The following is a 23,611-nucleotide window of genomic DNA, read 5'->3' on the forward strand; positions in this document are numbered from 1 at the left end:
CGTGTGGGCGTTGCGCTTTTCCCGTTAGTGGTTTTGGTGGCGTTTACCGCGTCGGGGCCGGGGTCGGGGGGCCCCGGCCCCTCGACGGTGCTGTGTGTCAGCGGGTCAGCGCTCGACCTCGCCGGCGATGAACTCCTCGACGGCCTGGTGGGCGTCGTGGTCGGCGTACTGCACCGGCGGGGACTTCATGAAGTACGACGAGGCCGACAGGATCGGGCCGCCGATCTTCCGGTCCAGGCCGATCTTCGCGGCGCGGACGGCGTCGATGATGACACCGGCCGAGTTCGGGGAGTCCCACACCTCGAGCTTGAGCTCGGCCATGAGCGGGGTGTCACCGAACGAACGACCCTCCAGGCGGATGTACGCCCACTTGCGGTCGTCCAGCCACGGCACGTGGTCCGACGGGCCGATGTGCACGTCGCTCTTGCTCATCTCGTGCGGGATCTGCGAGGTGACCGACTGGGTCTTCGAGATCTTCTTCGAGACCAGCCGCTTGCGCTCCAGCATGTTCATGAAGTCCATGTTGCCGCCGAAGTTGAGCTGGTACGTGCGCAGCAGCTCGACGCCGCGGTCCTCGAAGAGCTTCGCGAGCGCGCGGTGCACGATGGTGGCGCCGACCTGGCTCTTGATGTCGTCACCGACGATCGGCAGGCCGGCGTCGGTGAACTTCTGCGCCCACTCCGGGTCCGAGGCGATGAAGACGGGCAGGGCGTTGACGAACGCGCAACCGGCGTCGATCGCCGCCTGGGCGTAGAACTTGGCAGCCTGCTCGGAGCCGACGGGCAGGTAGCAGACGACGACGTCGACCTGCGCGTCACGCAGCGCCTGCGTCACGTCGACGGCGGTGGCGTCGGACTCCTCGACGATCTCGCGGTAGTACTGGCCCAGACCGTCGAAGGTCGGACCGCGCTGCACGGACACGCCGGTGGGCGGCACGTCGCAGAGCTTGATGGTGTTGTTCTCGCTGGCGACGATCGCCTCCGCGAGGTCCATGCCCACCTTCTTGGCGTCGACGTCGAACGCCGCGACAAACTCAACGTCAGAGACGTGGTAGTCGCCGAAGGTGACGTGCATGAGACCCGGGACGCGGTCGTTCGGGTCGGCGTTGCGGTAGTACTCGACGCCCTGAACCAGGGACGAGGCGCAGTTACCCACACCGACGATGGCGACGCGGACGGAGCCCATAGCGTCTGCCTCCTTCTTCTCTGTCACGGCCGCTCTTTCCTGGTATCTCCAGGTGGAGGCGGGCTGTTGTCTTCTCGTCGGCCACCGGCCGTCCCCGTTTGCGGGACCGTCGGGGCTCGGCCGGAGCGCTCGTTGGCGATGAGCTCCTCCAGCCAGCGGACCTCACGCTCACAGGCGTCAAGGCCGTGGCGCTGCAGTTCCAGGGTGTAAGCGTCGAGGCGCTCGGCCGCCCGGCCCAGCACGTCGCGAAGCCCTTCGCGACGTTCCTCGATCTTGCGGCGGCGACCCTCCAGAATGCGGAGTCGGGTCGCCTGGTCGGTGCGGGCGAAGAACGCGAAGTGCACCCCGAAGCCCGTGTCGTCGTACGTCTCGGGCCCCGCCTGTGCGATCAGCTGGGCGAAGCGTTCCTTGCCCTCCGCGGTGATTTTGTAGACCACCCGACCTCGTCGGCTGGTCAGCGCGGGAACCTCCTCGGCGGTGACGGGTGTCTCAGCGGCTTCGGTGATCCACCCCGCCGCCTGGAGCCTGCGTAGCGTGGGATAGAGCGAGCCGTAGCTGATCGCCGCGCGGATCGCCCCGAGCTTGGCGGTCAACTCCTTGCGCAGCTCATAGCCGTGCATCGGAGATTCCTGAAGCAGGCCGAGGATGGCGAGGTCGAGCATGGGCCACCCTCTCTTACCTCTGGCGCCGAGCGGTAACCGCCGCGATGTATCGGACCGATACATCGCACGTTAGCGGGTCATCGAAGCCAGGGCAAACCCTCGTTCCGGGATCCTGCCGTCACGGATCGTGACGATGGTCGCCTGGTCCGGCCGGACCGCGTACCCTTCTCCGCATGCGTACGCAGCGCCAGGTCGTCGACTACTCGCTTCAGAAGCGAGCAGTGCTGCGTGAGCTTCTGGCCGGCCGGGTCGGCACGTACGACGTGTGCGACGCGTCGCCGTACCTGAAGAACGCTGCACGGTTCCACGGCGAGCCCACCGACCTGCGCTGCCCGATCTGTCGCAGCGAGAATCTGACCCTGGTCCACTACATTTACGGTGACGAACTCAAGCAGTCCGCCGGCCAGGCCCGGACGCTCACCGAGCTGCCCGTGTTGGCGATGACACTGCGTGAGTTCCAGGTCTTCGTGGTGGAGGTGTGCCTCGGCTGTGACTGGAACCACCTCGTCGAGCAGTACCTGCTCGGCCGGGACGGTCTCAGCGGCGACGGCGCTGACGAGCAGGACGTGGCCAGCGCCGAGGGCGCAGGTCGACGGAGGCGAGAGGCGCAACGGTGATCTCAGGTGGTTGGACCGGCCCCGGGGCCGTGGACGTGACCCGGGACGGCCAACCGCTCGTTGGTCCGATTGGCCCTATTGATACAGCAATGGACCCAGTGAACCGGCACCCCCGTGCCGGCGTCCCGGGTGAAGCAACTCACGGCAACCCGGTGGCGGCGCAGCAGCGCCCCACCGCGACCGGCAGGGTGTGAGGAATGAACTCGTACGGCGATCCCAGTTCTGCGCGCGGGCGGGCCGAGTACCCCGGCCCGGACGGTGACCCCGGACCGGGCGCGGACGACTCGTACCGTCGACCCGGCGGTGACTCCCGCGCGGGCGGCTGGTCCGCTCCCGAGCCAGCGGCACCTCCTGGCAGGGCCACCGTGACACCGCGGGCCGCCGGTGGTCGTGCCTCGGTGGGCGGCTCGGCCTCGGTGCCGCCACGCGGCGTCGCCGCCGGATCCGCCTCGGTGGGTTCGGCCACGCCGGGCCGCAGCGGCCGGGCCTCCGTGCCGGTTTCGCCGGCCCCTGGTGCGGCCGCCGGCCGTGCCGGTGCCGGCCGGGCCTCGGTGCCGGTCTCCCCGGGCGCACCTTTGGGCCGTGCCGTCGTCGGCGCCGCCTCCGTCGGTGCGGCTTCGGCAGGCCGGGCCAGGGTCGGTACGGCGTCGGTAGGTGGCCGTGCCGCTGTCGCCCGGGCGAGTGTCTCCCCGGTCTCCGGTGGCCCGGGTGGGCCAGGTGGCCCGGGCGGGCCGAACGGTCCAGGTCGCGGTGGCCGGGGCGTTCGCGGGGCGGGCGATCCGAGCGGGGCGGCCCGTGCCAAGAAGCGCAAGCGGATGAACCTGCTGATCGCGGGGTTCGCCGTCTTCATCATGCTCGCGGGCGTCGGCGTGGTCGGCTTCACCTACTACTCGACAAACGTGGTCATGCCCAACGAGATGCCGTTGCCGCTGTCCACGACCGTCTACGCCAAGGATGGCAAGACCCAGCTGGCCAAGCTGGGCAGCGAGAACCGCACCTTCGTCACCATCAACCAGATCCCGGAGCACGTGCAGCACGCGGTCGCCGCAGCCGAGGACCGGAACTTCTACCGGCACTCCGGCGTCGACTACAAGGGCATCGTCCGGGCTGCGTGGAACAACGTCTCCAACGGTGACAAGCAGGGTGCCTCGACGATCACCCAGCAGTACGCCCGCAACGCGTTCGAGAACCTCAAGGACGACACGTACGGCCGGAAGGTGAAGGAGGCAATCCTCGCCTCCAAGCTCAACGACACGTACAGCAAGCCCGAGATCATGCAGCACTACCTGAACGTGATCTATTTCGGGCGGGGTGCGTACGGCATCGAGGCTGCGGCGCAGACCTACTTCGGCAAGTCGGCGCTCAAGCTCACCCCGGCCGAGGGCGCGGTCCTGGCCGCACTCATCAAGCAGCCGCAGGCGACCGAGACCCATCGGGGGTACGACCCGGCGGTCAACCCGACGGACGCCAAGACCCGGTGGGACTACGTGATCGACGGGATGAAGAAGGAGGGCTGGCTGGACCCCGCCACCCAGCTCGAATACCCGAAGGCGCTGCCGCTGAAGAAGGACGGCGTCGGCTTCGGCGTCAAGAGCCCTCGGGGCAACGTCATCAACTACGTCCGCCAGGAGATGGACCAGATGGGTCTCTGCTCCGACAGCGGCGCGGAGGGCAAGGTCAGCTGCGTCGACGCCCTACGGGACGGCGGCTACCGGATCACTACCACCATCGACCCGAAGTTGCAGGCGGCCGCCGAGAACGTCGCGATGCAGTCGAAGAAGGGCTCCGAGCTCAACGACCAGCCCAAGAACCTGATGGCGGCGGTCGTCTCGATCGACCCGAAGAAGGGCCGCGTGCTCGCCTACTACGGTGGCGACAGCGGCGCGGACTTCGACTACGCCGGCAAGAACACCGACAAGAACGGTGACCTGACCGGCGGTCACCAGCCGGGTTCTTCGATGAAGGTCTACACACTGGCTGCCGCCATCGAGGCCGGCATCTCGGTCAAGTCGCACTGGGACCCCACGCCGTACAAGCCTGAGGGCTCCGCGGTCGCGATCGGTAACGCCGGCCGTACCAACCTCAAGTGCGGCAAGTGGTGCACCCTCGAAGAGTCGACGGTCCAGTCGTACAACGTGCCCTTCTACTGGGTCACCGACAAGATCGGTGCCGGGAAGGTCGTCGACATGGCCCGGAAGGCAGGCGTGACCACCATGTGGGGCGTCGACCCGCCGCAGGCCTTCGACCTGTCGAAGAAGGGACCGAACCCGTTCGACAACTACACGGGTTTCGGCAAGTACCCGATCACGGTGTTCGACCACGCCAACGCAATGGCCACGTTCGCCAACGACGGCAAGTACATCAAGGCGCACTTCATCATCAAGGTGGAGCAGCAGGACAAGGACACCGGCAAGTGGAAGGTGGTCGGCAGCGAGCGCATCAAGCCGGAGCAGCGGATCGACAAGAAGATCACCGATGAGGTCACCGGTGTCCTGAAGCAGATCCCCGGCCCGAACGGGCTCTCGCTCGATGGCGGCCGCGCCGCCGCCGCCAAGACCGGCACCTGGGAGTACGACCGTAAGGACAACGCCCACGCGTGGACTGTCGGTTACACCCCGCAGATCGCCACAGCGGTCTGGGTTGGCAGCCGTGATCCGAGGAAGCCCCAGATCCGCCTCGCCGGCGGTAAGCCCATCGGCGGTTCGACACTGCCTGGTCCGATCTGGGAGAAGTACATGAACACCGCTCTCAAGGGGCAGGACGAGGTCTCCCTGCCCAGCGTCACAGGCGAGGGCGACGTTGACGCAGGCAACGGCAAGGAGCCGGTGGCTCCTCCGCCGACCCCCGGCCTGCCCGGCGGACCGGGTGGACCCGGCGGGCCTGGCGGCGGGCAGCCCTGTGACCCGTTGACCAACCCGTTCTGCCCGCGTACCGACGGCAACGCCGGCGGCGACACACCGGGGAGACCCGGGAACGGCGGAGGCGGCGGAAACGGTGGCGGGCTGTTACCCGGCCTGCCACCGACCCGGGACTGACCCACCCCGCACGCGACGCCGCCGCCGGCCGGACGACCTGTCCGACCGGCGGCGGCGTTTGGCGTACCCGGACATCTCCCGCGTTGGGGCGGGACGCGCACCCCCGTCGTACGGCAGGATGCCTTTCCATGAGCACCCAGTCGACGCCCGGCATCGACGACGCCGGAACCACCGACCACCCGTCCCGGTCCGATGGGTTCGTCCGCGGCCTCTCCGGCGCCATCGGCGGGCCGCTCGGCGACCACGCGACGGCACTGGACCAGCCGGCCGGCTCCGAGCGTCGGTTCTGGACCGCCGCCCGGATCGTCCTGGCACTGGTCTGCCTCACGCTCGCGCTGCACTGGGTGCAGAAGTCGCCCTGTCAGGACGGCGCTTGGCAGAACAACGTCCAGTACAACCGGTTCTGCTACACCGATGTGCTCGCCCTCTACTACGCCGAAGGGCTCAACGAGGGCAAGGTGCCCTACCGCGACCACCCCGTCGAGTACCCGGTGCTGACCGGCTACTTCATGGGTGCCCTTGGCCTGCCGGTGCACGCGATCGGCGACGGCGACCCGACAATCAACCAGGCCCAGTGGTTCTACAACCTCAACGCCCTCGTGCTTGGCGCGCTCGCGGTCGCCACCGTGGCGGTGATCCTCGCGTTGCGCCGCAGACGACCGTGGGACGCGGCGCTGTTCGCGATCGCCCCGGCGTTGCTGCTCACCGCCACCGTCAACTGGGATCTGCTCGCCATCGGGCTGGCCGCGTTCGGGCTGCTGGCCTGGGCACGGCGGCAACCGGCGGTGGCCGGCGTGCTGCTCGGCCTCGCTGGCGCGGCCAAACTCTGGCCGCTGTTCCTGCTGGGGCCGATCCTCATCCTGGCGCTGCGGGCCAATCGTCTCCGCGCCGCGCTCACCGCCATCGGCACGGCGGTCGTCGCCGTGGTGCTTGTGAACCTGCAACCCGCGCGGGCGTACCCGGAGAACTGGGGCCGCTTCTTCGAACTGAACACCACCCGGCCGATCGACTGGGGCACGCTCTGGTACATCGGGCGCTACCTCGACGGCAAGATCGGCAACGATCCCGGCCGGCTCGGCCCGTTCGAGTGGCTGAACGCCAACATCCCAACCCTCAACATCGTTTCGTACGCCCTGTTCGGGCTTGCCTGCCTCGGCGTGGCGGTGCTGGCGCTACGGGCACCACGCCGGCCCCGGCTCGCCCAGCTCGCCTTCCTTGTGGTCGCCGCGTTCCTCATCTTCAGCAAGGTCTGGTCCCAGCAGTTCGTGCTCTGGATGCTGCCGCTGATCGTGCTGGCCCGGCCGAAGTGGGGCGCCTTCCTGGCCTGGCAGCTCGCCGAGGTCTGCTACTTCGTCGCCTTCTACGGTGAGCTGCTCGGCGCGGCGACCAGCCGCCCGGTCTTCCCCGAAGGGGTGTTCGTGCTTGCCGCGTCGCTGCGGCTGGGCACCGTGGTGGTGCTCTGCGTGCTGGTCATCCGGGAGATCCTGCACCCCGAGCAGGACGCGGTACGGGCCACCTATGACGACGACCCGGACGGCGGCGTGCTCGACGGCGCGCCGGACGCGCCCTGGCTGGACCGCTGGCGCCGCCGGGAGGGCAATCCCGTGCCGGAACCCGAGCCCGCAGTCACCACCTGAGCCGGGCCCCGGCCGTCGAGAGAGGGTTCAGAGCCGGTACACCACAGCGTCACCGACCTCCTGCCGACTGATGTCGAGCGACTCGACAGGTGCGTCGATGGTGATCTCCCATGGCGTGCCGACGACCTGACCGCGTAGCAGCACCACGGTGCGCACGCCCAACGTCCGCAGGTAGTCGACGCTGGTCTGGTCCGGGAACGACTGGCTCACCCGGCGGACGTCGTCGAGCTGGCGCGGGGTGAAGCCACTGCCGCCGTTGACCACATCGGGGAAACCCCTCGTCGACCAGAGCATCACGTGCTGGTCCTGGTTCTGGCTGCTGGGCAGCACCAGCACCGGGCCCTCGGCTGTGCGCATCGCCGCCGGTTGGGTCGGCACCACCTGGTGCGGCGTGGCGTTCAGGCCCTCGGCGATGACAAGCAGCAGCGGCAGCAGGGTGGCCAGCCGCAGCCACGGGCCGGGCCAGGACGGGATCCGCTGCGCGGCCAGCTCACGGACACGATCGGTGAGGGCGGTGACCGCGCCCGCCGCGAGCAGCGCGAGCAGCAACGTCGTCCAGAGCATCAACCGCCCCGGTGTACGCAGGGCGTTCCAGCCCGGCGCGTGCTCGAACAGCAGCCCATAGGTGAAGCCGCCGCCGAAGAAGCGGGTGCCCATCGCGAAGGCCATCGTCACCAGCACCCCGGCGAGCAGCAGCAACCGGTGCCGCAGCCGCCACACAGAGAAGAGCAGCCCGCCGGCGGCCAGCGCGTACAGCACGAAGCCCGGCAGCAGCGTCATCTCCGGGTGCCACGGCAGAGCCCCACGGGCACCCTCGTGCAAGCCACCCCAGATCCGCGATTCGGCAGGCGCCGTCACGAACCCGGACACCGGCGGCGAGTACATGCGGATGTCGTCGATCGACCGTTCGGCGTACGGGTGCAGCTCGGTGACCTTGAAGTACGGGTACGCCATCAGCAGACCCACACCGGCGAAGAACGCGCCGCCGACCAGGTCCGCGACGAACAACCGGCGACCGAACGGCAGCGCCCGACCCGTCCGGAGCCGCCGTACGACGAACAGGACCGCGGTGACCACGACCCCGCCGGCCAGGATGTACGCGAACGGCAGGCCGATACCGAAGCCGAGGCTGATCTGCCAGGCCGCCACCAGCCAACCGGCGTAGACCCAGCCGTCATGCCGCCGCTCGGGGCGGTAGCCGTACCGCAACGACCAGCCGTGCCCGCGCGCCAGCATGGCAAGGGCCAGTGGGATGCCGCCATTGGACAGCACGTGCAGGTGCCCGGCCTGGGCCAGCAGCCACGGCGCGTACGTGTAGGCGACCCCGGCCACAGCCGAGCCGATGCGACCCGCGCCCAACTGCCGGGCCAGCGCGTACGCCCCGAGCGTGGCGAGCGCGTGTGCCAGCACGAACATGATGTTGTAGCGCAGCACCGCGTCCTCGGGACCGCTGCCGAGCATCCCCGCCGGGGCGTAACCGAGCAGCGTGTCGGAGAACGCGAAGCTCCACAGCTCGGGGAAGAAGGTGTTGGACTGCCAGAGGCGCGCCGGTTCGGTCAGCAGGATGTGCCCGGACCAGGCCATCTGCCAGGCCTGAAGGCTCGGGTCCCAGTAGTCCTGCGGAAGCGTGTAGCGCGGGTAGCGCAGCGTCGGCCAGGTCATCAGCACGGCCAGCGCCGCGGCGGCCAGGCTCGCCAGTGTCCACTCGTGGACCAGGAACCGGCCGACCGCGCGGCCGACCGCCCGGCTGGCCCGGGTCAACCGGCTGGGCGTCGGCTCCGGCGCGGAGGCGAACGCGTCCCACCGCTCGGCCTCCACGGGCTTCGCCGTGGCGTCGGCCGAGTCCTTCTCGGCGACATCGGCGACCTTTTCGCCCGCAGCCTTCTCGTCTTCGCCCCCAGCCTTCTCGTCTTCGCCCGCAGCCTTCTCGTCGGCGCTTTTCTCGTCGGCATCGGTATTGGTCCGGGTCGCGGCGCTGTCGCCCGCGTCCGCTCCACCGTCGGTCTTGGTCGTGTCGGTCTTGGCCTCAGCCTCGGCCTTGTTCGCGTCCGTCACGCTCTCGGCGACGGCTGCGGTCTTGCCTGCGTCCGTTTCGCTTGTGGCCTCGGCTGTGCCGCCACCGGCCGTGCCTGCGGCATCGGTGGTCCCAGCTTTCCGCCTCCATGCCTTCCACCACCCGGGCTTACGGCTCCCGGTCGAGGTGGCGTTCTCGGCGTCGTCCTTACCCGAGCTTCCTCCGGCCGCGTCGTTCGTGGCGGTGCCGTCGTTCGTGGCGTCGTTCGCCGCGTTGGCGTTCGCGGTGCCGTCCGTGCTGGCGTCTTTCGCCGAGCCGCCTGTGCCGGTGGTTTCGGTTGCGGTGCCGTCCGTCGCGGTCGCGCTGCTCACCTCGGCGGCGCTGGCCTTGGCTCTGCCACCGCTGGCCTTGGCGGTGCTGGCACTCGTTTCGGCGGTGCCGGACTGGGCGTTGGCCTTGGCGGTGCCGGGCGGACTGGTTGGTCGGATAGGGGCGTCCCCGCCTGCGGCGGGCCGGACGTTCCCGGTCCCCTGCTGTCCGGTCGTCATGCTGCCGGGCGCTCCGTCCCGAGCTGCTGGCGGAGGAACTCGATATCAGCTGCCTGGCCGGTCACGCCGCCAGGCGTTTCGACGACAACCGGCGCCCCGGCGGCTCGGATCACTGCCACCACCAACTCCGGGTCGATCGTTCCGCCGCCCAGGTTGTCGTGCCTGTCCTGGCCGGAGTTGAACCCGCCCTTGGAGTTGTTGGCGTGCACCAGATCGATCCGCCCGGTGATCGCTTTGACCCGGTCGACCAGCCCGAGTAGTTCCTCACCGCCGGCGTACGCGTGGCAGGTGTCCAGGCAGAAGCCGACCTCGTGGTCGCCGATGGCGTCCCAGAGCCGGGCCAGCGCGTCCAGCCGGCGCGCGCACGCGTTGTCGCCGCCTGCGGTGTTCTCGATCAGAACCGGCACGCCGAATCCGCCGGAGTCGGCCGCGTACGCGAAGGTCTTGCGCCAGTTGTCGAAGCCGACCGCCAGGTCGTCCCCGGCGTTGACGTGCCCACCGTGGACGATCAGGCCCTTGGCGCCGATCGCGGCGGCGGCGGTCGCGTGCCCGAGCAGCAGCTTGCGACTGGGGATGCGGATGCGGTTGTTGAGGGTCGCCACGTTTATGACGTACGGCGCGTGCACGTAGAGGTCGACCTCGGCGGCGCGCAGCTGCTCGGCGTCCTCCCGAGGCTTGGGAGCCTTCCACCCCTGCGGGTCGGCGAGGAAGAACTGCACGGTGTCGGCGGATCGGGCAGATGCCTCCGCCAGCGGGTCGGTCGGGTCGACGTGGGCTCCGATTCGCATGGGAGCGAGCCTACGTCGCGCCTCCGACGGGTGCGGTAACGACCGGTGCGGTGTCGTCACCGGCCGGACCGACGATCGTTGATGAATTGAGCCGGCGACAAGCGTCCGACACCGCTGGTGGCGTGAGCGCCCCGGCCGGCAACCGGGGCCGGCGGCTCGACAGCGAGGGCACCCCGTCTCGCGGCCCGGCGGGACGGGGGCGACCCCTCCGACGCACGAGACGTCCACCGATGAAGATTCTCGGAAAATTGTGCCTTTTCCCCCAACAAGGGACGAGGGTCGTTGTATCGTCAGGTAACAACACGATAAAGCTCCGCGGGGCGTCTTCGATCCAACCTCATCGGTGTGGTCGTTCCTCCCCAGGTCCCACCCAAGGAATGCGGACGGGACGCCCCGCGGCCTCGTTGACGGGGGCTCGCCACCGACCAGTGCTGGTTGGGTGGTGGCCCCCGTCAACGCGTGCCGGCCGCTGCCCCGCCCGCCCCGGGCATGATCGTCCGGACCGGCTATCCTTGTCAGGTTGTCCGCGTCCGGCCGGGACCCCCCGGCGCGTGCGGCAACGACGCACGACCTCCTGCCACGGAAGGACCGTGGCCGCTTAGCCCACAGGAGGTGAGCACGTCTTGCGTCATTACGAGATCATGGTGATCCTCGACCCCAGCCTCGAGGAACGCACCGTCGCCCCGTCGCTCGACACGTACCTGAACGTGATCCGCACCGCGGGTGGCTCGGTTGAGAAGACGGACGTGTGGGGCCGTAGGCGCCTCGCGTACGAGATCAACAAAAAGGCCGAGGGCATCTACGCCGTCGTCGACCTGCAGGCTACGCCTGCTGCCGTGGCCGAGTTGGACCGTCAGCTCCGCCTCAACGAGTCCGTGCTGCGCACCAAGGTCATCCGGCCGGAGATGCGCTAACCATTCAACCCGGTTCGCCCGGATCAGCCTCCGCGACTCTGTCGTACGGCTCTGAGAGCCTGTACGACGAGACGCTGAGTGCGCGAGGAGATGGTCATGGCAGGAGACACCACCATCACGGTCATCGGCAACCTGACCGATGACCCCGAGTTGCGATTCACCCCCTCCGGGGCTGCGGTCGCCAAGTTCCGAGTCGCCTCGACGCCCCGATTCATGGACAAGGCGTCGGGCGAGTGGAAGGACGGCGAGCCGCTGTTCCTCGCTTGCACCGTCTGGCGGCAGGCCGCCGAGCACGTCGCCGAGTCGCTGCAGCGTGGCGCTCGGGTGATCGTGTCGGGTCGGCTGCGTCAGCGGTCCTACGAGACCCGCGAGGGCGAGAAGCGCACTGTCATCGAGCTTGAGGTCGACGAGATCGGCCCGTCGCTGCGCTACGCCACGGCAAAGGTGCAGAAGATGTCCCGCTCCGGTGGCGGTGGCGGCGGCTTCGGCGGCGGCGGTGGTGGTGGTGGCAACCAGGGTGGCGGCGGAGGCAACTTCGACGACCCCTGGGCTTCGGCCGCACCCTCTCCCGCGCGTGCCGGTTCGGGCGGCAACTTCGACGAGGAGCCTCCGTTCTAATGGCGCCGAGCGCCCGCGATCGCAAACCAGGAGCACGTGCAATGGCCAAGGCTGCGGCACTTCGCAAGCCGAAGAAGAAGGTGAACCCGCTCGACAAGGACGGGATCACCTATATCGATTACAAGGACACCGCGCTGCTGCGCAAGTTCATCTCCGACCGCGGCAAGATCCGCGCTCGTCGGGTGACCGGCGTGACCTCGCAGCAGCAGCGGCAGATCGCCCGTGCGGTCAAGAACGCCCGTGAGATGGCGCTCCTGCCGTACACGGCCACCACCCGCTGAGAGGAGGCACCGATATGAAGATCATCCTGACTCAGGAAGTGTCCGGCCTCGGTGCCCCGGGCGACATCGTCGAGGTCAAGGACGGCTTCGGCCGTAACTACCTGCTGCCGCAGGGCTTCGCGATCGCCTGGACCAAGGGCGCGGAAAAGCAGGTCACGGTCATCAAGCGGGCCCGTTCGGCCCGTGAGATCCGCGACCTCGACCACGCGAACGAGGTCAAGGGTCAGCTCGAGGGTCTCAAGGTCAACCTGAAGGCCCGCGCCGGCGACGGCGGGCGGCTCTTCGGCTCGGTCACCTCGGCCGAGATCGTCGACGCCGTCAAGGGCGCCGGCGGTCCGGTCCTCGACCGGCGCCGGCTGGAGGTTCCCGGTCACATCAAGTCGACCGGCACCTACCCGGTGAAGATCAAGCTGCACCCCGACGTGACCGCGTCGTTCAACCTGAACGTCGTTCAGGGCTGACGACCAGCCACACCACCACGAGGGCCCGCACCGAGCGATCGGTGCGGGCCCTCGTGCGTTCGACCACCACACAAACGCCCACGCGATGCGGCGGTGCCGTCAGCCGATCGGCTGACCGGTCACCGCACTGATCATCACGGTGGAGAGGCCACCGCCGACAACAGCGGCGGCGAGCGCGATGGTGGCCGAGCGCCACGTCGTGCCGACCCGGCGCAGCAGCGCCGCCACCACCAGACTGCTCAACAATGCCAACCCGAAGCGCGGCGAGCCGGCGAGCAACGACTCCAACGCCCGCGACCGCGCCGAGTCACACCCGCCCCCGCTGATGTCCGTGACACAGCCCGCCGGCGCCTGGGCGTCCAACGTCAACAACCACACGAAGATCAATACCGCAGGCACCAGGTAGCAGGCCGCGGTGTAGAGCAGCGGTCGGAAGGACCCACCGGGATCCGGGTCGAGCAGGTCGTCCTCCAGGCGCCGTGCCCAGCCGCCCGTCGCCACCGACTCGACCCGTCGACGCACCGACGCCGTGCCTACCGGCGACTGGCTCGCCCGGCGTCGCGGCACACCCTGAGGGGGTACGGGCACGCTGCGCGGTCGCGGAGCGGTGTAACCCACGACCGGTGACCTGGGCGCCGAGGTCGACGTGTCCATCCAGCGCGGGTCGTCCCCGGACAACCGTGTACCGGACCAGAACCCGTTGTCACGACTCGGCCATCCCTCCGCCGAGGAGCGGTCGGAGCGAGGTGGCAGCGTGCGGTCCCACTGGTCGTCCTCGACCGCCGACCGCTCCCACTGGCCGGTCTGGTCCGACCGCTCCCAGCCACCGATGCTCTCCGCCTGCGACCACTGCTCGCTCAGGTCGGTGCCATCAGCGCCGGCAGGCGGCCACGCGTGCACACCTGAGGCGTCCCACGGATCCACGGCGGGGGCGTACGACGGGTCGGGCTCTGCCGCCCGCTCCGAGCCGCGTTCCCACGGATCGACCGCCGGACGCGTCCACGACTCCTCAGCTGCCCGTCGGCTCCGCCGGGTGGGCCGGCTCACCTCCGGGCGGGTCGTCGGCTCCGGCGGGGCGTCATCCAGGTCGCCACCGGACCAGACCACCTGGGGGCGGCCGGCGGGCGCACGCCGGGGGCGACGGTCCGGAACCGCGCCGGAGACCGGCTCTTCCTCCGCCGAGTCGGCGCGCCGACGGCCCGCGTACCCCTGTTCCTGTGGACGGTCGAGCGTCCACTCCCGGGTGTGGTCCGAGTCGGGAGCCGCACCGATCGCGGGCTGCTCCCGCCAGGTGGTTTCGCCGGCCCACCGCCGGGCGACGGTCGGCTCGGGGCTTCGCCAGCCGGCACCGGAACCCGGCTGCTCGGGCCGTTGCCAGCCTGCCCCCGAGCCCGGCCGCTCAACCTCGGCGTCGTCGTCGGGGGCGGCATGCCGGCCACCGCCGTCGGCGTGTCGAACACCCGATTCCAGCGCCCACCGAGGCAGGTACGCGTCGACCGGCTCGTCCTGCCCTCGCTCCAAAGCGCGACGCCGACTGGAGGTGCGGTAGCGCGCATCCTCGTCGTACGGGTCGACCGGGGAAGGGGGCATGGGATCACCCCACGAGGCGGTCGGCTGGCGCTCGCGCGGGCTGCCCTCCCCGCGCTCCCAGTCCCGGTAACTCACGGCCGGAGTGTGACCCTTCTGAACCGAAAGCGTAATCCGCTGTCCAGGTGTAGCCGTTCGCTGGAGATAGTACGGGACGATCGTGGCACATACCCGACCGAAATATTCCCCTCCACAGGCTGGGGACTACGTATACGCAGGTCAGAGGCTTACGGCCCGGAATTCCCCAATGGTTATCCACAGCCTGTGCACACGCTGCGCACATGCTCGTCCACCGGCGTCCACAGGTTGTCCCGAGGCTTGTCCACCGGCCTTGTTGAGTCGCTGACCTCGGGGTCCGTATGGTTGGCCCTCGACCGCCGGCGCGATGGCCCCCGATCGACCGGCCCGGTCGGAGGAGAAGTGTCGTACCCCGGCGGTAGAGCTGGGGCCGGATCCGACGCAGTGGAGGGGGGACCCGTGTCGGTCACCGACGACATGCGGGCGGAGTCGCGCTCCGGCGGCGGCCAGCCGCCCGCGCAGCGGGACGGCCAGTTCGACAAGACCCCACCCCAGGATGTCGCCGCCGAGCAGTGCGTCCTCGGCGGCATGCTGCTGTCCAAGGACGCGATCGCCGACGTCGTCGAGATCCTCAAGACCAACGACTTCTACCGGCCGGTCCACGCCACGATCTTCGACACCATCCTGGACATCTACGGTCGGGGCGAGCCGGCCGACCCGATCACCGTGGCCGCCGCCCTTACCGACTCGGGCGACCTTGCCCGCATCGGCGGGGCCCCCTACCTGCACACCCTGATCGCCAGCGTGCCCACCGCCGCGAACGCCTCCTACTACGCGCGGATCGTCAGCGAGCGGGCGGTGCTGCGCCGGCTGGTCGAGGCCGGCACCAAGATCGTGCAGCTCGGGTACGGGACGGCCAGCGGCGGCAGCCGGGACGTCGACGACGTGGTGGACCTCGCCCAGCAGGCCGTCTACGACGTCACCGAACGTCGGGTCAGCGAGGATTTCGCGATCCTGGCCGACATGTTGCAGCCGACGCTGGACGAGATCGAGGCGGTGGGCGCGCAGGGCGGGATGATGACCGGCGTGCCGACCGGCTTCACCGACCTGGATCGGCTGCTCAACGGCCTCCACGCAGGGCAGCTGATCATCGTTGCGGGCCGGCCCGGTTTGGGTAAGGCGCTCGCGCTCGACACCCCACTGCCGACCCCGGACGGCTGGATCACGATGGGTGAGGTCCAGACGGGCGATCAGCTACTGGCGGCGGACGGCTCTCCGACCACTGTCACGCACGCCTTCGACGTGATGCACGACCGTCCCTGCTATGAGGTGGAGTTCTCCGACGGCACCGTCATCGTGGCGGACGCGGAGCACCTGTGGAAGACGACCAACCGAGCGAGCCGGCGGCAGGGCCCGGCACTGCGGAAGCGACACTGGCCGGAATCATCGCTGGCCAACCTACGTGCGGTCCGCAAGACGCTCGGCGCCGTGGGCAATCAGCCGATCACTCGCTTCGACACGATCGAGCGGGTCGGGCCGGAGTTCCGGCATGTCCTGCACACGGTCGCGCGTGAGGTCGGGTCGACCGGCCGGATCAGCCGCCCCATCGTCCGCAACGGCAAGACGAAGAACTGGACGGCGCCCGGCTACCCGGCCGGTCCGCTGGTGACAGCGCTTCTTGAACGAGCTGAGCGGGAGGTCAACGCAGGCAGCCGGGCCGACCATGATGGCGTCGTCACCACTGCTGAGATCGCGGCCACCCTGCGTACCGACACCGCCGACCGACGGCTCAACCATGCGGTACGGAATTGCGCTCCCATCCAACTCCCGGACCGTGAGCTGCTGGTTCCGCCCTACACCCTGGGAGCGTGGCTCGGTGACGGGCACACCGGTGCCAGCCGCTTCACCACCGCAGATCCGGAGATGCTCACGCACGTCGAGGCGGACGGCTTCGTCGTGCGGCCCAGCGGCCCGATGGTCTACACAATTCTGCTGGAGCCCTCGTCGGCTGCCCAGGCGAACGGTGTCTGCGTGGACTGTGGCGTTTCCACCAGGGCGTTGCGTGAGAATCCAGCGACCAGGAAGTGTGCAGGCTGCCGTCAGCAGAACGGTTCCTTCGTCGGGTTGTTGCGTCAGGTCGGGGTAGCGGCGGACAAGCACATCCCGGGCAGCTACCTGCGCGCCTCCGAGGCGCAGCGCCGGGCGCTGCTGGCTGGACTGATGGACACCGACGGCACCGTCGCCCCCACCGGTAACCTGCAGTACACGTCGACGTCGAAGCGGCTGGCAGAGGATGTACGCGAACTCATTGTCAGCCTCGGCTACCGCTGCACAGTGAACGTCAAGCCGGTACACGGCCGCACACGCGAGTCGTCGATCGCGTACACGTTGAACTTCTCCACCCCGGATGTCATCTTCCGGCTCAAGCGCAAACAGGATGCGCACGCCCAACGCCGTCGAACCACCTCCGACGTGCGGACGACCTCGCGGTACATCGTTGACGTTCGTCCGGTCCCGAGCGTGCCGGTCCGGTGCGTCACTGTCGACAACCCGGAGCATCTCTACCTGGCCAGCCGGGCGATGATTCCCACCCACAACAGCACGGCCAGCATGGACTTTGCCCGAAATGCTGCGATTCGTGCCAATCAGGCGGCCGCCATCTTCTCGCTCGAAATGAGCAAGGTCGAGATCGTCATGCGGCTGCTCTCCGCCGAGGCCCGGGTGCCGTTGCACGTACTGCGCAGCGGGCAGCTCTCCGACGACGACTGGACCAAGCTGGCCCGGTGCATGGGCGAGATCAGCGAAGCTCCGCTCTTCGTCGACGACACCCCGAGCATGAACCTCATGGAGATCCGGGCCAAGGCCCGCCGGCTCAAGCAGCGACACGACCTGAAGATGATCGTCGTCGACTACCTCCAGCTGATGACCTCACCGAAGCGCACCGAGAGCCGCCAACAGGAGGTCGCCGACCTCTCCCGTGGCCTCAAGCTCCTGGCCAAGGAGGTCGAGTGCCCGGTGATCGCTGTCAGTCAGCTCAACCGTGGCCCGGAGCAGCGCACCGACAAGCGGCCCCAATTGTCTGATTTGCGTGAATCTGGCTCAATTGAGCAGGATGCCGACGTTGTCATCCTTCTGCACCGCGACGACTACTACGACAAGGAGTCACCGCGGGCGGGCGAGGCGGATTTCATTGTTGCCAAGCATCGGAATGGGCCAACTGACACCGTGACAGTGGCGGCGCAGTTGCACCTGTCCCGGTTCGTGGACATGGCGATCGGATGACAGGTCCGACTGTCAACTGAGCAACGGAAACCAGCCCGCCGACTCGCCCAGCTCCAGCCGGTCCCGGTCGGTGAGCGGAAGCCGCCCGGTCGCCTTCAGCAGGAAATCGTGATCGTCCCAGGCGGTCGGGCGTACCGTGTCGTCGCTGAGAAGGCCGTCCATGGTGGCCACTGCGACGCGTACGGCCAGTGGACCGGGCGGCGGGGCGCCGGGCAGGTCGGGTGTCAGGTCGAGGTGGTGGACGACTGCCTCGGTGGTGAGGGTGGCGAGGAAATCCGGCACGCGCAGCACGTGGCCCTGGGTGCTCACGTACCCCTCGGGGTCGGCTGACGCGGCGGCGCGGACGGCTGCCGGGGCGGTCTCGGTCCAGAGCCTGACGATTCCGGTCGGACGGTCGAACGCGGCAGCCGATCGTCGAACCCACCAGGCGTGCCGGGACGCGTCAGCACCGTCGGCGGGAAAGTCACGCCAGTAGCTCACGTCGTCGCTGTCGGCGGGACCGGCGGCGGGGCTGGCCAGGGCGACCAGGGCGCGCTGTGCGTCACCGAGGACGTGCAGCAGCAGATCCGCGACGAGCCAACCCCGGCAGCGGGTGGGTCGTTGCAGGCCCGCGTCGTCCAGGCCGTCGACCACGGCGGTGATGCCGTCGTACGCCTGAGCCAGCGCCTCGGCCTGCGGGATCGCGGTCATGCGATGCAGCCTCGCACGTGCCGCACCACCCGCCAACCATCGACGGGGTCAGTGCCCGGGCCGACGCGTGGACCGGCCCGGGCAGGAGGTGTCGGTCGGGCTCAGCCGAACATCTCGTCGAGGAAGCCCTTGCGCTTCTTGCGCTTGTAGTGCCCGTGGTAGCCGTGGTGCTGCTGACCGTAGACCGGCGCCTGCGGGTAGCCGGGCGGGGGCGGGGGCGGCGGCACGGAGCCGTACCCGGGCTGGTGCTGCGCTGGGGCGTGCGGCGGCGGGTAGCCGCCGGGCTGCTGGGCGGGAGGCGGCGGCGGGCCACCGGCCTGCTGGCGGCTCCAGTTGGCCTCCGCCTCGAACAGCTTCTCCAACTCGCCGCGGTCGAGGAAGATGCCCCGGCACTCCCCGCACTGGTCGATGACGACGCCGCTGCGCTCGTACTGACGCATTTCTCCGTGACACTTGGGACAGGTCAGGCTCATCACCAGACGGTACCCGCTTTAGCTATGCGGTTGCTGTGAGCGCCTCGGTGACCTCGTCGTCGGAGACCTCGTGGAAGTCGTCGTAGTAGACGCTCACCGCTCCGAACTCCGGCGGGCGTTGGGCGCAGACGACCTGATCGGCCTCGGCTGCCAGCAGCTCGTACGCCTCCTGCGCGCCGACTGGAACGGCGACCACCACCCGGCGGGCGCCGAGCCGGCGGACGACCTCGACGGCGGCCCGCGCGGTCGCGCCGGTGGCCAGCCCGTCGTCGACGATCACGGCGGTCCGGTCGGTGAGGTCCAACGGTGGGCGGTTGCCCCGGTAGAGCCGTTCCCGACGTTCCAACTCGGCCAGTTCGCGGTGGTTGACCTCGGCTATGTCGTCGCTGCTGAGCCGGCTCGCCACCACGTCGTTGAGCACCTGCACGCCACCCGGGCCGACCGCGCCGAAGGCGACCTCCCGTGCCCAGGGCATGCCGAGCTTGCGGACGACGAGTACGTCCAGGGGCGCGCCGAGGCGTTCGGCGACGACCCGGGCCACCGGCACGCCGCCCCGGACCAGGCCGAGGACGACGACGTCCGGGTCGCCGACGAGTGCGGTGAGTCGGTCGGCGAGCACCCGGCCCGCGTCGTCGCGGTCGCGGTACGTGGTCATGCCTTCAGGTCTACGCCCTGCGGCGTCGTTCTGCCCGCCAGTTACACCGATGTGGCCCGACCGGACAGGTGCCCGGGTGCCGGTGCGGTCGGTTCGGTGATTGCCGGGCGGTGCAGTGCGGGTGCCCAGGCGAGCAGTGCCAGCGGGTACAGCAGGTAGCCGAACCGGGTGGACGGCATCAGGACGATCGCGGCGAGCAGCCCGTACCCGCAGATCAGCGCGGCGGAGACGGCAGTGCGGGGCGGGCGGCGGGCGAGCCGGACGGCGATTGCCAGGCCGGCCGCGACGAGCAGCGCGGCGGCGACCAACCGGCCGGCGGGCAGCGCGGAGGCGATCAGGTAGCCGGGGAACGGGGACTGGGCAGGGCTGGTGACCAGGCCGTGGCCGAGGGGGAAGCGCAGCACGTTCTCGATGAGCGCGTCGCGGTCGACCAGCAGGGCCGGGAGCAGGGCTGCGACGGGCAGTCCGACAGCGCCTGCGGCGACCCGGCCGCCGGCACGCCGGGTCAGGCCCCAGATGATCAGGACGAGGGCGATCGGCCAGGCGAACAGCTTCAGCGCGCCGGCAAGGCCGACAGCGATTCCGGCCCGGCCGGGCCGGTCGGCGGCGGCGAACGCGAGGGCAAGGAGGCAGAGGGCGAGTACGGGGAGGTCGTCGCCGCCGGTGGCGAGGGTGAGTGCGCAGACCGGCAGGACGGTGGCGGCCTGTACGCCCCGCAGCAGCGCGGCGCCTCGCGGGTGATCTCCGGCGGTGGGTGTCGAGGTGCGCAGGGCGTTCACGGCCAGGGCGAGTGCCAGCGCGGTGGCGACCGCGAACCACATCCGGGAGTCGGTCCAGGGGCTGTCCAGCAGCGCCCGGGGCAGGCCGAAGATCGCCATTCCCGGCTGGTAGGGGGTGTAGCCGAGGAGTTGCTCGCCCAGCGGCAGGGCGGCGATCGCGTCGCGCCCCAGGTACGGGGTGCCGTGGTCGAGCAGGCGGGTGCCTGCCTGTTCCACGACCAGCACCTCCTCCTGCGCCCGGTCGGTGCGGCCGGTGGCCCGCTCGAAGCTCTGCCAGATGACGGGCAGCAGAGCGGTGCTGGCCCAGGTGAGCCCGGTGACCGCCCAGCGGGCCGGCAGGCCGACCAGCCGGGATGTCGGGATGCGTCGACGCAGGAGAAGTTGGGCGACCACCGCAAGGGCCGCGACCAGGTATCCCACGGCGGCGACCGCACCCCAGGCCCGATGCGGCAGCAGGGTCGAGGTGACTGCTGTGATCGCTGCGAAGAGGGCCGAAGCGGTGTAGAGGCCGAGGTCGAGGGCGAGCCCGCCGGCGGCGTTGTCGAGCGTGCGCCAGCGACGTTGGCGGGCGGTCGGGGCTTCGGCGATCACGGGCGTCAGTCTGGCAGACCTCGCTGCTCACCCGGTTGTCCGCGTCGCCGCGGGACCTTCCGGGGGGTTCTGCGCGACCGTCAGGCCGGCAGGTGGGGAAGCTGGTCAGGGCGGGATCGGCCGCCCGGACGGCGGGACTGCGTCAGCCGGATCACCGCGCCGGTGTCGTGCAGCGGCGGCGCCAGAGCCCCGGGCCGGCCACCCGAACCCCGCTGCAAGGTGGCGAGCAGCGTGCCGGCGGGCATCGGCCGGGCGAACAGATGGCCCTGGCCGGCGACGCAACCGAGCTCCCAGAGGGCGCGTCGCTGCGGCTCGCTCTCGACGCCCTCGGCGACCACGTCCAGGTTGAGGCTCCGGCCCAGGTCGAGGGTGGAGCGGATAACGGCAGCGGCCTCCGCCGAACTCTCCATCGTCGTCACGAAACTGCGGTCGATCTTCAACTCGTGGACCGGGATGCGGGAGAGCAGGGAGAGCGAGGAGTAACCGGTGCCGAAGTCGTCAAGCGCCAGCCGGACGCCCTCGTCGCGTAGCCGGCTCAACACCCGGTCCACCACGTCGAGCTGACTGAGCGTCAACGTCTCGGTCAACTCCAGCACCAGCCGGTCCGGTGGCAGGTCGTGGGTGCGCAGGCGGGCCAGCACCGAGCCCGGGAACCGCGCGTCCAGCAGGCTGCGCGGAGACACGTTCACCGCGACCGGTATGTCGAAGCCGGCGTCCCGCCAGTTGGTCGCGGCGATCAGCGCCTGATCGAGGATCGCCTCGGCGAACGCCGGCAGCAGGCCGGAGCGCTCCACCGCCTCCAGGAAACGCAGCGGATCGATCAGGCCGTGCGTGGGGTGGTGCCAGCGGGCCAACGCCTCCGCGCTCGTCACCTCGCCGGTGCCCAGATCGACGATGGGTTGGAAGTTGACGATGAACTCGTGGTCGGCGACGGCCCGTGGCAATTCGCCGCCGAGGGTGAGACGGCCCAGGTCGGCGGTGTCCCGGGTCGGGGCGTACGTGGAGATGCGCTGCCCGGCCCGCTTGGCCTGGTACATCGCGACGTCGGCGCGGCGCAGCAACTCGGCCATGCCGCCGCTGGCCGGGGCGACGGAGATCCCACCGCTGGCCTCGACGCTGATCCGCATGCCGTCCAGATCGAACGGCTCGTGCAACGCCGCGAGCAGCGTCTCCGCCCGGTGCGCGGCGATCGCGGGGGCCGGCAGCCCGCGCAGGAGTACGGCGAACTCGTCGCCGCCGAGACGCGCCACCAGGTCACTGCCCTGGGCGGCGTTGCGCAGCCGATCGGCGACCTGCACCAGCACCTGGTCCCCGGCGGCGTGCCCGAGCGTGTCGTTGACCTCCTTGAAGTGGTTGAGGTCGATCAACACCAGCGCGGTCACCCCGTCGGCGTGCCGGGTGGTCAACTGTTCGGTGCCCTGATCGAGCAGGTGCCGACGGTTGGCCAGGCCGGTAAGCGCGTCGTGCGAGGCCGCGTACGCGTGTTCGTCGGCCACCCGGGCCAGTTCGGCGTACGCCTGGGCATTCCGGACGGCGGTGCAGAGGGCGGAAGCGAAGGTACGCAGCGTGTACTGCTCCCGCTCGGAGAGCTGCACCGGGCCCCGGAAACGCAGCCGCAGCATGCCGACGTCGACGGAACGGTCATGACCTTCCAGCGGCGCGGGGACGACGGTGCCGTCCACTTCGGTGGGCGTACCGGTCGCGGCGTCGAAGGTGATGCCGCCGGTGCCGCCCCGGACGGTACGACCGCCGTCGCGCAGCTCGATCTCGACCTCGTCGGCGGAGAACAACTCGGCCGCCTGGGTGACGGCGGTGGTGAGGACCTTGTCGAGGTCGACGACGTTGAGGGCGTCGGTGGTGCGGGCGAGGCGCTGCCACGCCTGCTGCTCGGTGCGGCCCCGGATGCGCGCGGAGTAGGCCAGGTGCAAGCTCAGGACCAGAGGTGGGACGGCAAGCAGAAGGCGAGGGTCTATCCGAAGGACGAGTAGCGTGCAGGCCGCGACAACGAAACGCACGGCGAAGCCGCCGAGCCGGAGGTCGAGATTGCTCCGAAACTGCTTCGCGATCTTGGTCCCGGACGCCAGCGCGATGACCGGGATGGCGAGCAGATCGTCCAGTAGGGCGGCGACCATGTAGGCGAGGGCCAACGGCACGATGAGGGACGCGGTGCCCGCCGGGGGCCAGGTCCACGTCGTCATCGCCAGTGCCGTGCCGGCACCCCAGGCCACGATCACGTTCTTTCCGATGCCGAATGCCAGCTTCATCGGCGAGAGGCGAATTGAAGCGAGAGCAATCCCGACCGCAGTGCAGAGCACCACGACCGAGGTCGGAGCAATGGCTACGCCGACGATGATCGCCGTATCGTTCCAACTGATCGACTGGGTCGTCGACCGGATCCGCACCCGGGCCTTGACCAGGGTCCCCAGCGCGATCACGAGGGTGATCATGACGAGCTTCGCCGCGTCGTTCACCGTCGCAGGCTTTGCTGAACTCAGCGCGGCTGAAAGCGATGTGACGACGATGGTTCCGGCCACAACGACGATGAGACCGACGAGCAGCAACAGCCGCCGATCGGTCTCGATCTCTCGTCGCTGAGGAAGGGTCACGCCCGCTCCCGAAGGACTGCTTCCACCGTGTTCGCAGCCTACCCCTCGGGCCTCAGAAGTTCCCGGGCCGAGTTTTCAGTTCCAGTCGGTGCCACGCATCGGGATGCCCCTCTCTTCAGCCGTGCCGTTGGATGACCTACCCCATGGGGTCTTCCTACGAAAGGCAGCTT

Annotated in this window: 18 protein-coding genes; 8 read left to right on the forward strand and 10 right to left on the reverse strand. The window is 69.7% G+C overall.

Annotated elements, in window-relative coordinates; all coding sequences use genetic code 11:
* Positions 1-105: 105 nt before the first annotated feature.
* Both ACPXB1_RS07660 and ACPXB1_RS07665 read right to left on the reverse strand, forming a co-directional pair.
* Positions 106-1,185, reverse strand: coding sequence for an inositol-3-phosphate synthase (locus ACPXB1_RS07660; RefSeq protein WP_425735025.1), 1,080 nt, complete (start codon positions 1,183-1,185; stop codon positions 106-108).
* A 23-nt stretch (positions 1,186-1,208) separates the two neighbouring features.
* The gene (locus ACPXB1_RS07665) at positions 1,209-1,847 is read right to left on the reverse strand and encodes a PadR family transcriptional regulator (RefSeq protein ID WP_355587425.1); all 639 of its coding nucleotides are present in this window, start codon (positions 1,845-1,847) and stop codon (positions 1,209-1,211) included.
* A 173-nt stretch (positions 1,848-2,020) separates the two neighbouring features.
* Between ACPXB1_RS07665 and ACPXB1_RS07670 the strand changes: the two genes are divergently transcribed.
* The 3 genes from ACPXB1_RS07670 to ACPXB1_RS07680 all read left to right on the forward strand — a co-directional run bounded on the left by ACPXB1_RS07670 (position 2,021) and on the right by ACPXB1_RS07680 (position 7,136).
* Positions 2,021-2,464 carry a DUF5318 domain-containing protein gene (locus ACPXB1_RS07670; RefSeq protein ID WP_167946432.1) on the forward strand — a complete coding sequence of 148 codons (444 nt, stop codon included), beginning with the start codon at positions 2,021-2,023 and terminating at the stop codon, positions 2,462-2,464.
* Positions 2,465-2,661: 197 nt separating this feature from the next.
* Positions 2,662-5,499, forward strand: a complete 2,838-nt coding sequence (locus ACPXB1_RS07675; protein ID WP_355629299.1) for a transglycosylase domain-containing protein — start codon at positions 2,662-2,664, stop codon at positions 5,497-5,499.
* Between the two features lie 128 nt (positions 5,500-5,627).
* Positions 5,628-7,136 (forward strand): glycosyltransferase family 87 protein, encoded by a 1,509-nt coding sequence (locus ACPXB1_RS07680; protein WP_355629302.1) that lies wholly within the window; start codon positions 5,628-5,630, stop codon positions 7,134-7,136.
* A 27-nt stretch (positions 7,137-7,163) separates the two neighbouring features.
* On the opposite strand, the gene ACPXB1_RS07685 is transcribed toward ACPXB1_RS07680, so the two are convergent.
* Positions 7,164-9,698 carry a hypothetical protein gene (locus ACPXB1_RS07685; RefSeq protein ID WP_425734982.1) on the reverse strand — a complete coding sequence of 845 codons (2,535 nt, stop codon included), beginning with the start codon at positions 9,696-9,698 and terminating at the stop codon, positions 7,164-7,166.
* On the reverse strand, positions 9,695-10,486 hold the full coding sequence (locus ACPXB1_RS07690; RefSeq protein WP_355587416.1) for a deoxyribonuclease IV: 792 nt from the start codon (positions 10,484-10,486) through the stop codon (positions 9,695-9,697). Before ACPXB1_RS07690 ends, ACPXB1_RS07685 begins: the two co-directional genes overlap by 4 nt.
* Positions 10,487-11,109: 623 nt before the next feature.
* On the opposite strand from ACPXB1_RS07690, the gene rpsF reads away from it, so the two are divergent.
* From rpsF to rplI, 4 genes are all read left to right on the forward strand, one after another.
* A complete protein-coding gene (gene rpsF, locus ACPXB1_RS07695) occupies positions 11,110-11,400 on the forward strand; it encodes a 30S ribosomal protein S6 (protein ID WP_007073791.1) in 291 nt (96 codons plus the stop codon).
* A 78-nt stretch (positions 11,401-11,478) separates the two neighbouring features.
* The gene (locus tag ACPXB1_RS07700) at positions 11,479-12,018 is read left to right on the forward strand and encodes a single-stranded DNA-binding protein (protein WP_355587413.1); all 540 of its coding nucleotides are present in this window, start codon (positions 11,479-11,481) and stop codon (positions 12,016-12,018) included.
* 41 nt (positions 12,019-12,059) lie between these two features.
* Positions 12,060-12,299: a 30S ribosomal protein S18 gene (rpsR, locus tag ACPXB1_RS07705; protein WP_013289355.1), complete on the forward strand. Its 240-nt coding sequence runs from the start codon at positions 12,060-12,062 to the stop codon at positions 12,297-12,299.
* 14 nt (positions 12,300-12,313) lie between these two features.
* Positions 12,314-12,760: a 50S ribosomal protein L9 gene (rplI, locus tag ACPXB1_RS07710; RefSeq protein WP_053651640.1), complete on the forward strand. Its 447-nt coding sequence runs from the start codon at positions 12,314-12,316 to the stop codon at positions 12,758-12,760.
* 99 nt (positions 12,761-12,859) lie between these two features.
* On the opposite strand, the gene ACPXB1_RS07715 is transcribed toward rplI, so the two are convergent.
* Positions 12,860-14,425: a hypothetical protein gene (locus ACPXB1_RS07715; protein WP_355587411.1), complete on the reverse strand. Its 1,566-nt coding sequence runs from the start codon at positions 14,423-14,425 to the stop codon at positions 12,860-12,862.
* 384 nt (positions 14,426-14,809) lie between these two features.
* Between ACPXB1_RS07715 and dnaB the strand changes: the two genes are divergently transcribed.
* On the forward strand, positions 14,810-17,647 hold the full coding sequence (dnaB, locus tag ACPXB1_RS07720) for a replicative DNA helicase (protein WP_355587408.1): 2,838 nt from the start codon (positions 14,810-14,812) through the stop codon (positions 17,645-17,647).
* A 12-nt stretch (positions 17,648-17,659) separates the two neighbouring features.
* Here dnaB and ACPXB1_RS07725 read toward each other — a convergent pair whose 3' ends face one another.
* From ACPXB1_RS07725 to ACPXB1_RS07745, 5 genes are all read right to left on the reverse strand, one after another.
* Complete coding sequence (locus ACPXB1_RS07725; protein WP_425734983.1) at positions 17,660-18,337, reverse strand: maleylpyruvate isomerase N-terminal domain-containing protein; 678 nt, start codon at positions 18,335-18,337, stop codon at positions 17,660-17,662.
* A gap of 101 nt (positions 18,338-18,438) precedes the next feature.
* Positions 18,439-18,813 (reverse strand): zf-TFIIB domain-containing protein, encoded by a 375-nt coding sequence (locus ACPXB1_RS07730; protein ID WP_355587403.1) that lies wholly within the window; start codon positions 18,811-18,813, stop codon positions 18,439-18,441.
* A gap of 19 nt (positions 18,814-18,832) precedes the next feature.
* Positions 18,833-19,465: a phosphoribosyltransferase gene (locus tag ACPXB1_RS07735; RefSeq protein WP_355587400.1), complete on the reverse strand. Its 633-nt coding sequence runs from the start codon at positions 19,463-19,465 to the stop codon at positions 18,833-18,835.
* Positions 19,466-19,506: 41 nt separating this feature from the next.
* Positions 19,507-20,835: a glycosyltransferase family 87 protein gene (locus ACPXB1_RS07740; protein WP_355587397.1), complete on the reverse strand. Its 1,329-nt coding sequence runs from the start codon at positions 20,833-20,835 to the stop codon at positions 19,507-19,509.
* Between the two features lie 80 nt (positions 20,836-20,915).
* Complete coding sequence (locus ACPXB1_RS07745) at positions 20,916-23,441, reverse strand: putative bifunctional diguanylate cyclase/phosphodiesterase (RefSeq protein WP_355587394.1); 2,526 nt, start codon at positions 23,439-23,441, stop codon at positions 20,916-20,918.
* Positions 23,442-23,611: the final 170 nt, after the last annotated feature.

Source organism: Micromonospora sp. DT68 (assembly GCF_049847245.1).
Taxonomy (GTDB): domain Bacteria; phylum Actinomycetota; class Actinomycetes; order Mycobacteriales; family Micromonosporaceae; genus Micromonospora; species Micromonospora profundi.

Coding starts and splice junctions, on each gene's coding strand:
- ACPXB1_RS07675 (WP_355629299.1), top strand. CDS start 2,662: ATGAACTCGTACGGCGATCCCAGTTCTGCGCGCGGGCGGGCCGAGTAC.
- ACPXB1_RS07680 (WP_355629302.1), top strand. CDS start 5,628: ATGAGCACCCAGTCGACGCCCGGCATCGACGACGCCGGAACCACCGAC.
- ACPXB1_RS07660 (WP_425735025.1), bottom strand. CDS start 1,185: ATGGGCTCCGTCCGCGTCGCCATCGTCGGTGTGGGTAACTGCGCCTCG.
- ACPXB1_RS07670 (WP_167946432.1), top strand. CDS start 2,021: ATGCGTACGCAGCGCCAGGTCGTCGACTACTCGCTTCAGAAGCGAGCA.
- rpsR (WP_013289355.1), top strand. CDS start 12,060: ATGGCCAAGGCTGCGGCACTTCGCAAGCCGAAGAAGAAGGTGAACCCG.
- ACPXB1_RS07725 (WP_425734983.1), bottom strand. CDS start 18,337: ATGACCGCGATCCCGCAGGCCGAGGCGCTGGCTCAGGCGTACGACGGC.
- ACPXB1_RS07665 (WP_355587425.1), bottom strand. CDS start 1,847: ATGCTCGACCTCGCCATCCTCGGCCTGCTTCAGGAATCTCCGATGCAC.
- ACPXB1_RS07735 (WP_355587400.1), bottom strand. CDS start 19,465: ATGACCACGTACCGCGACCGCGACGACGCGGGCCGGGTGCTCGCCGAC.
- ACPXB1_RS07685 (WP_425734982.1), bottom strand. CDS start 9,698: ATGACGACCGGACAGCAGGGGACCGGGAACGTCCGGCCCGCCGCAGGC.
- ACPXB1_RS07690 (WP_355587416.1), bottom strand. CDS start 10,486: ATGCGAATCGGAGCCCACGTCGACCCGACCGACCCGCTGGCGGAGGCA.
- rplI (WP_053651640.1), top strand. CDS start 12,314: ATGAAGATCATCCTGACTCAGGAAGTGTCCGGCCTCGGTGCCCCGGGC.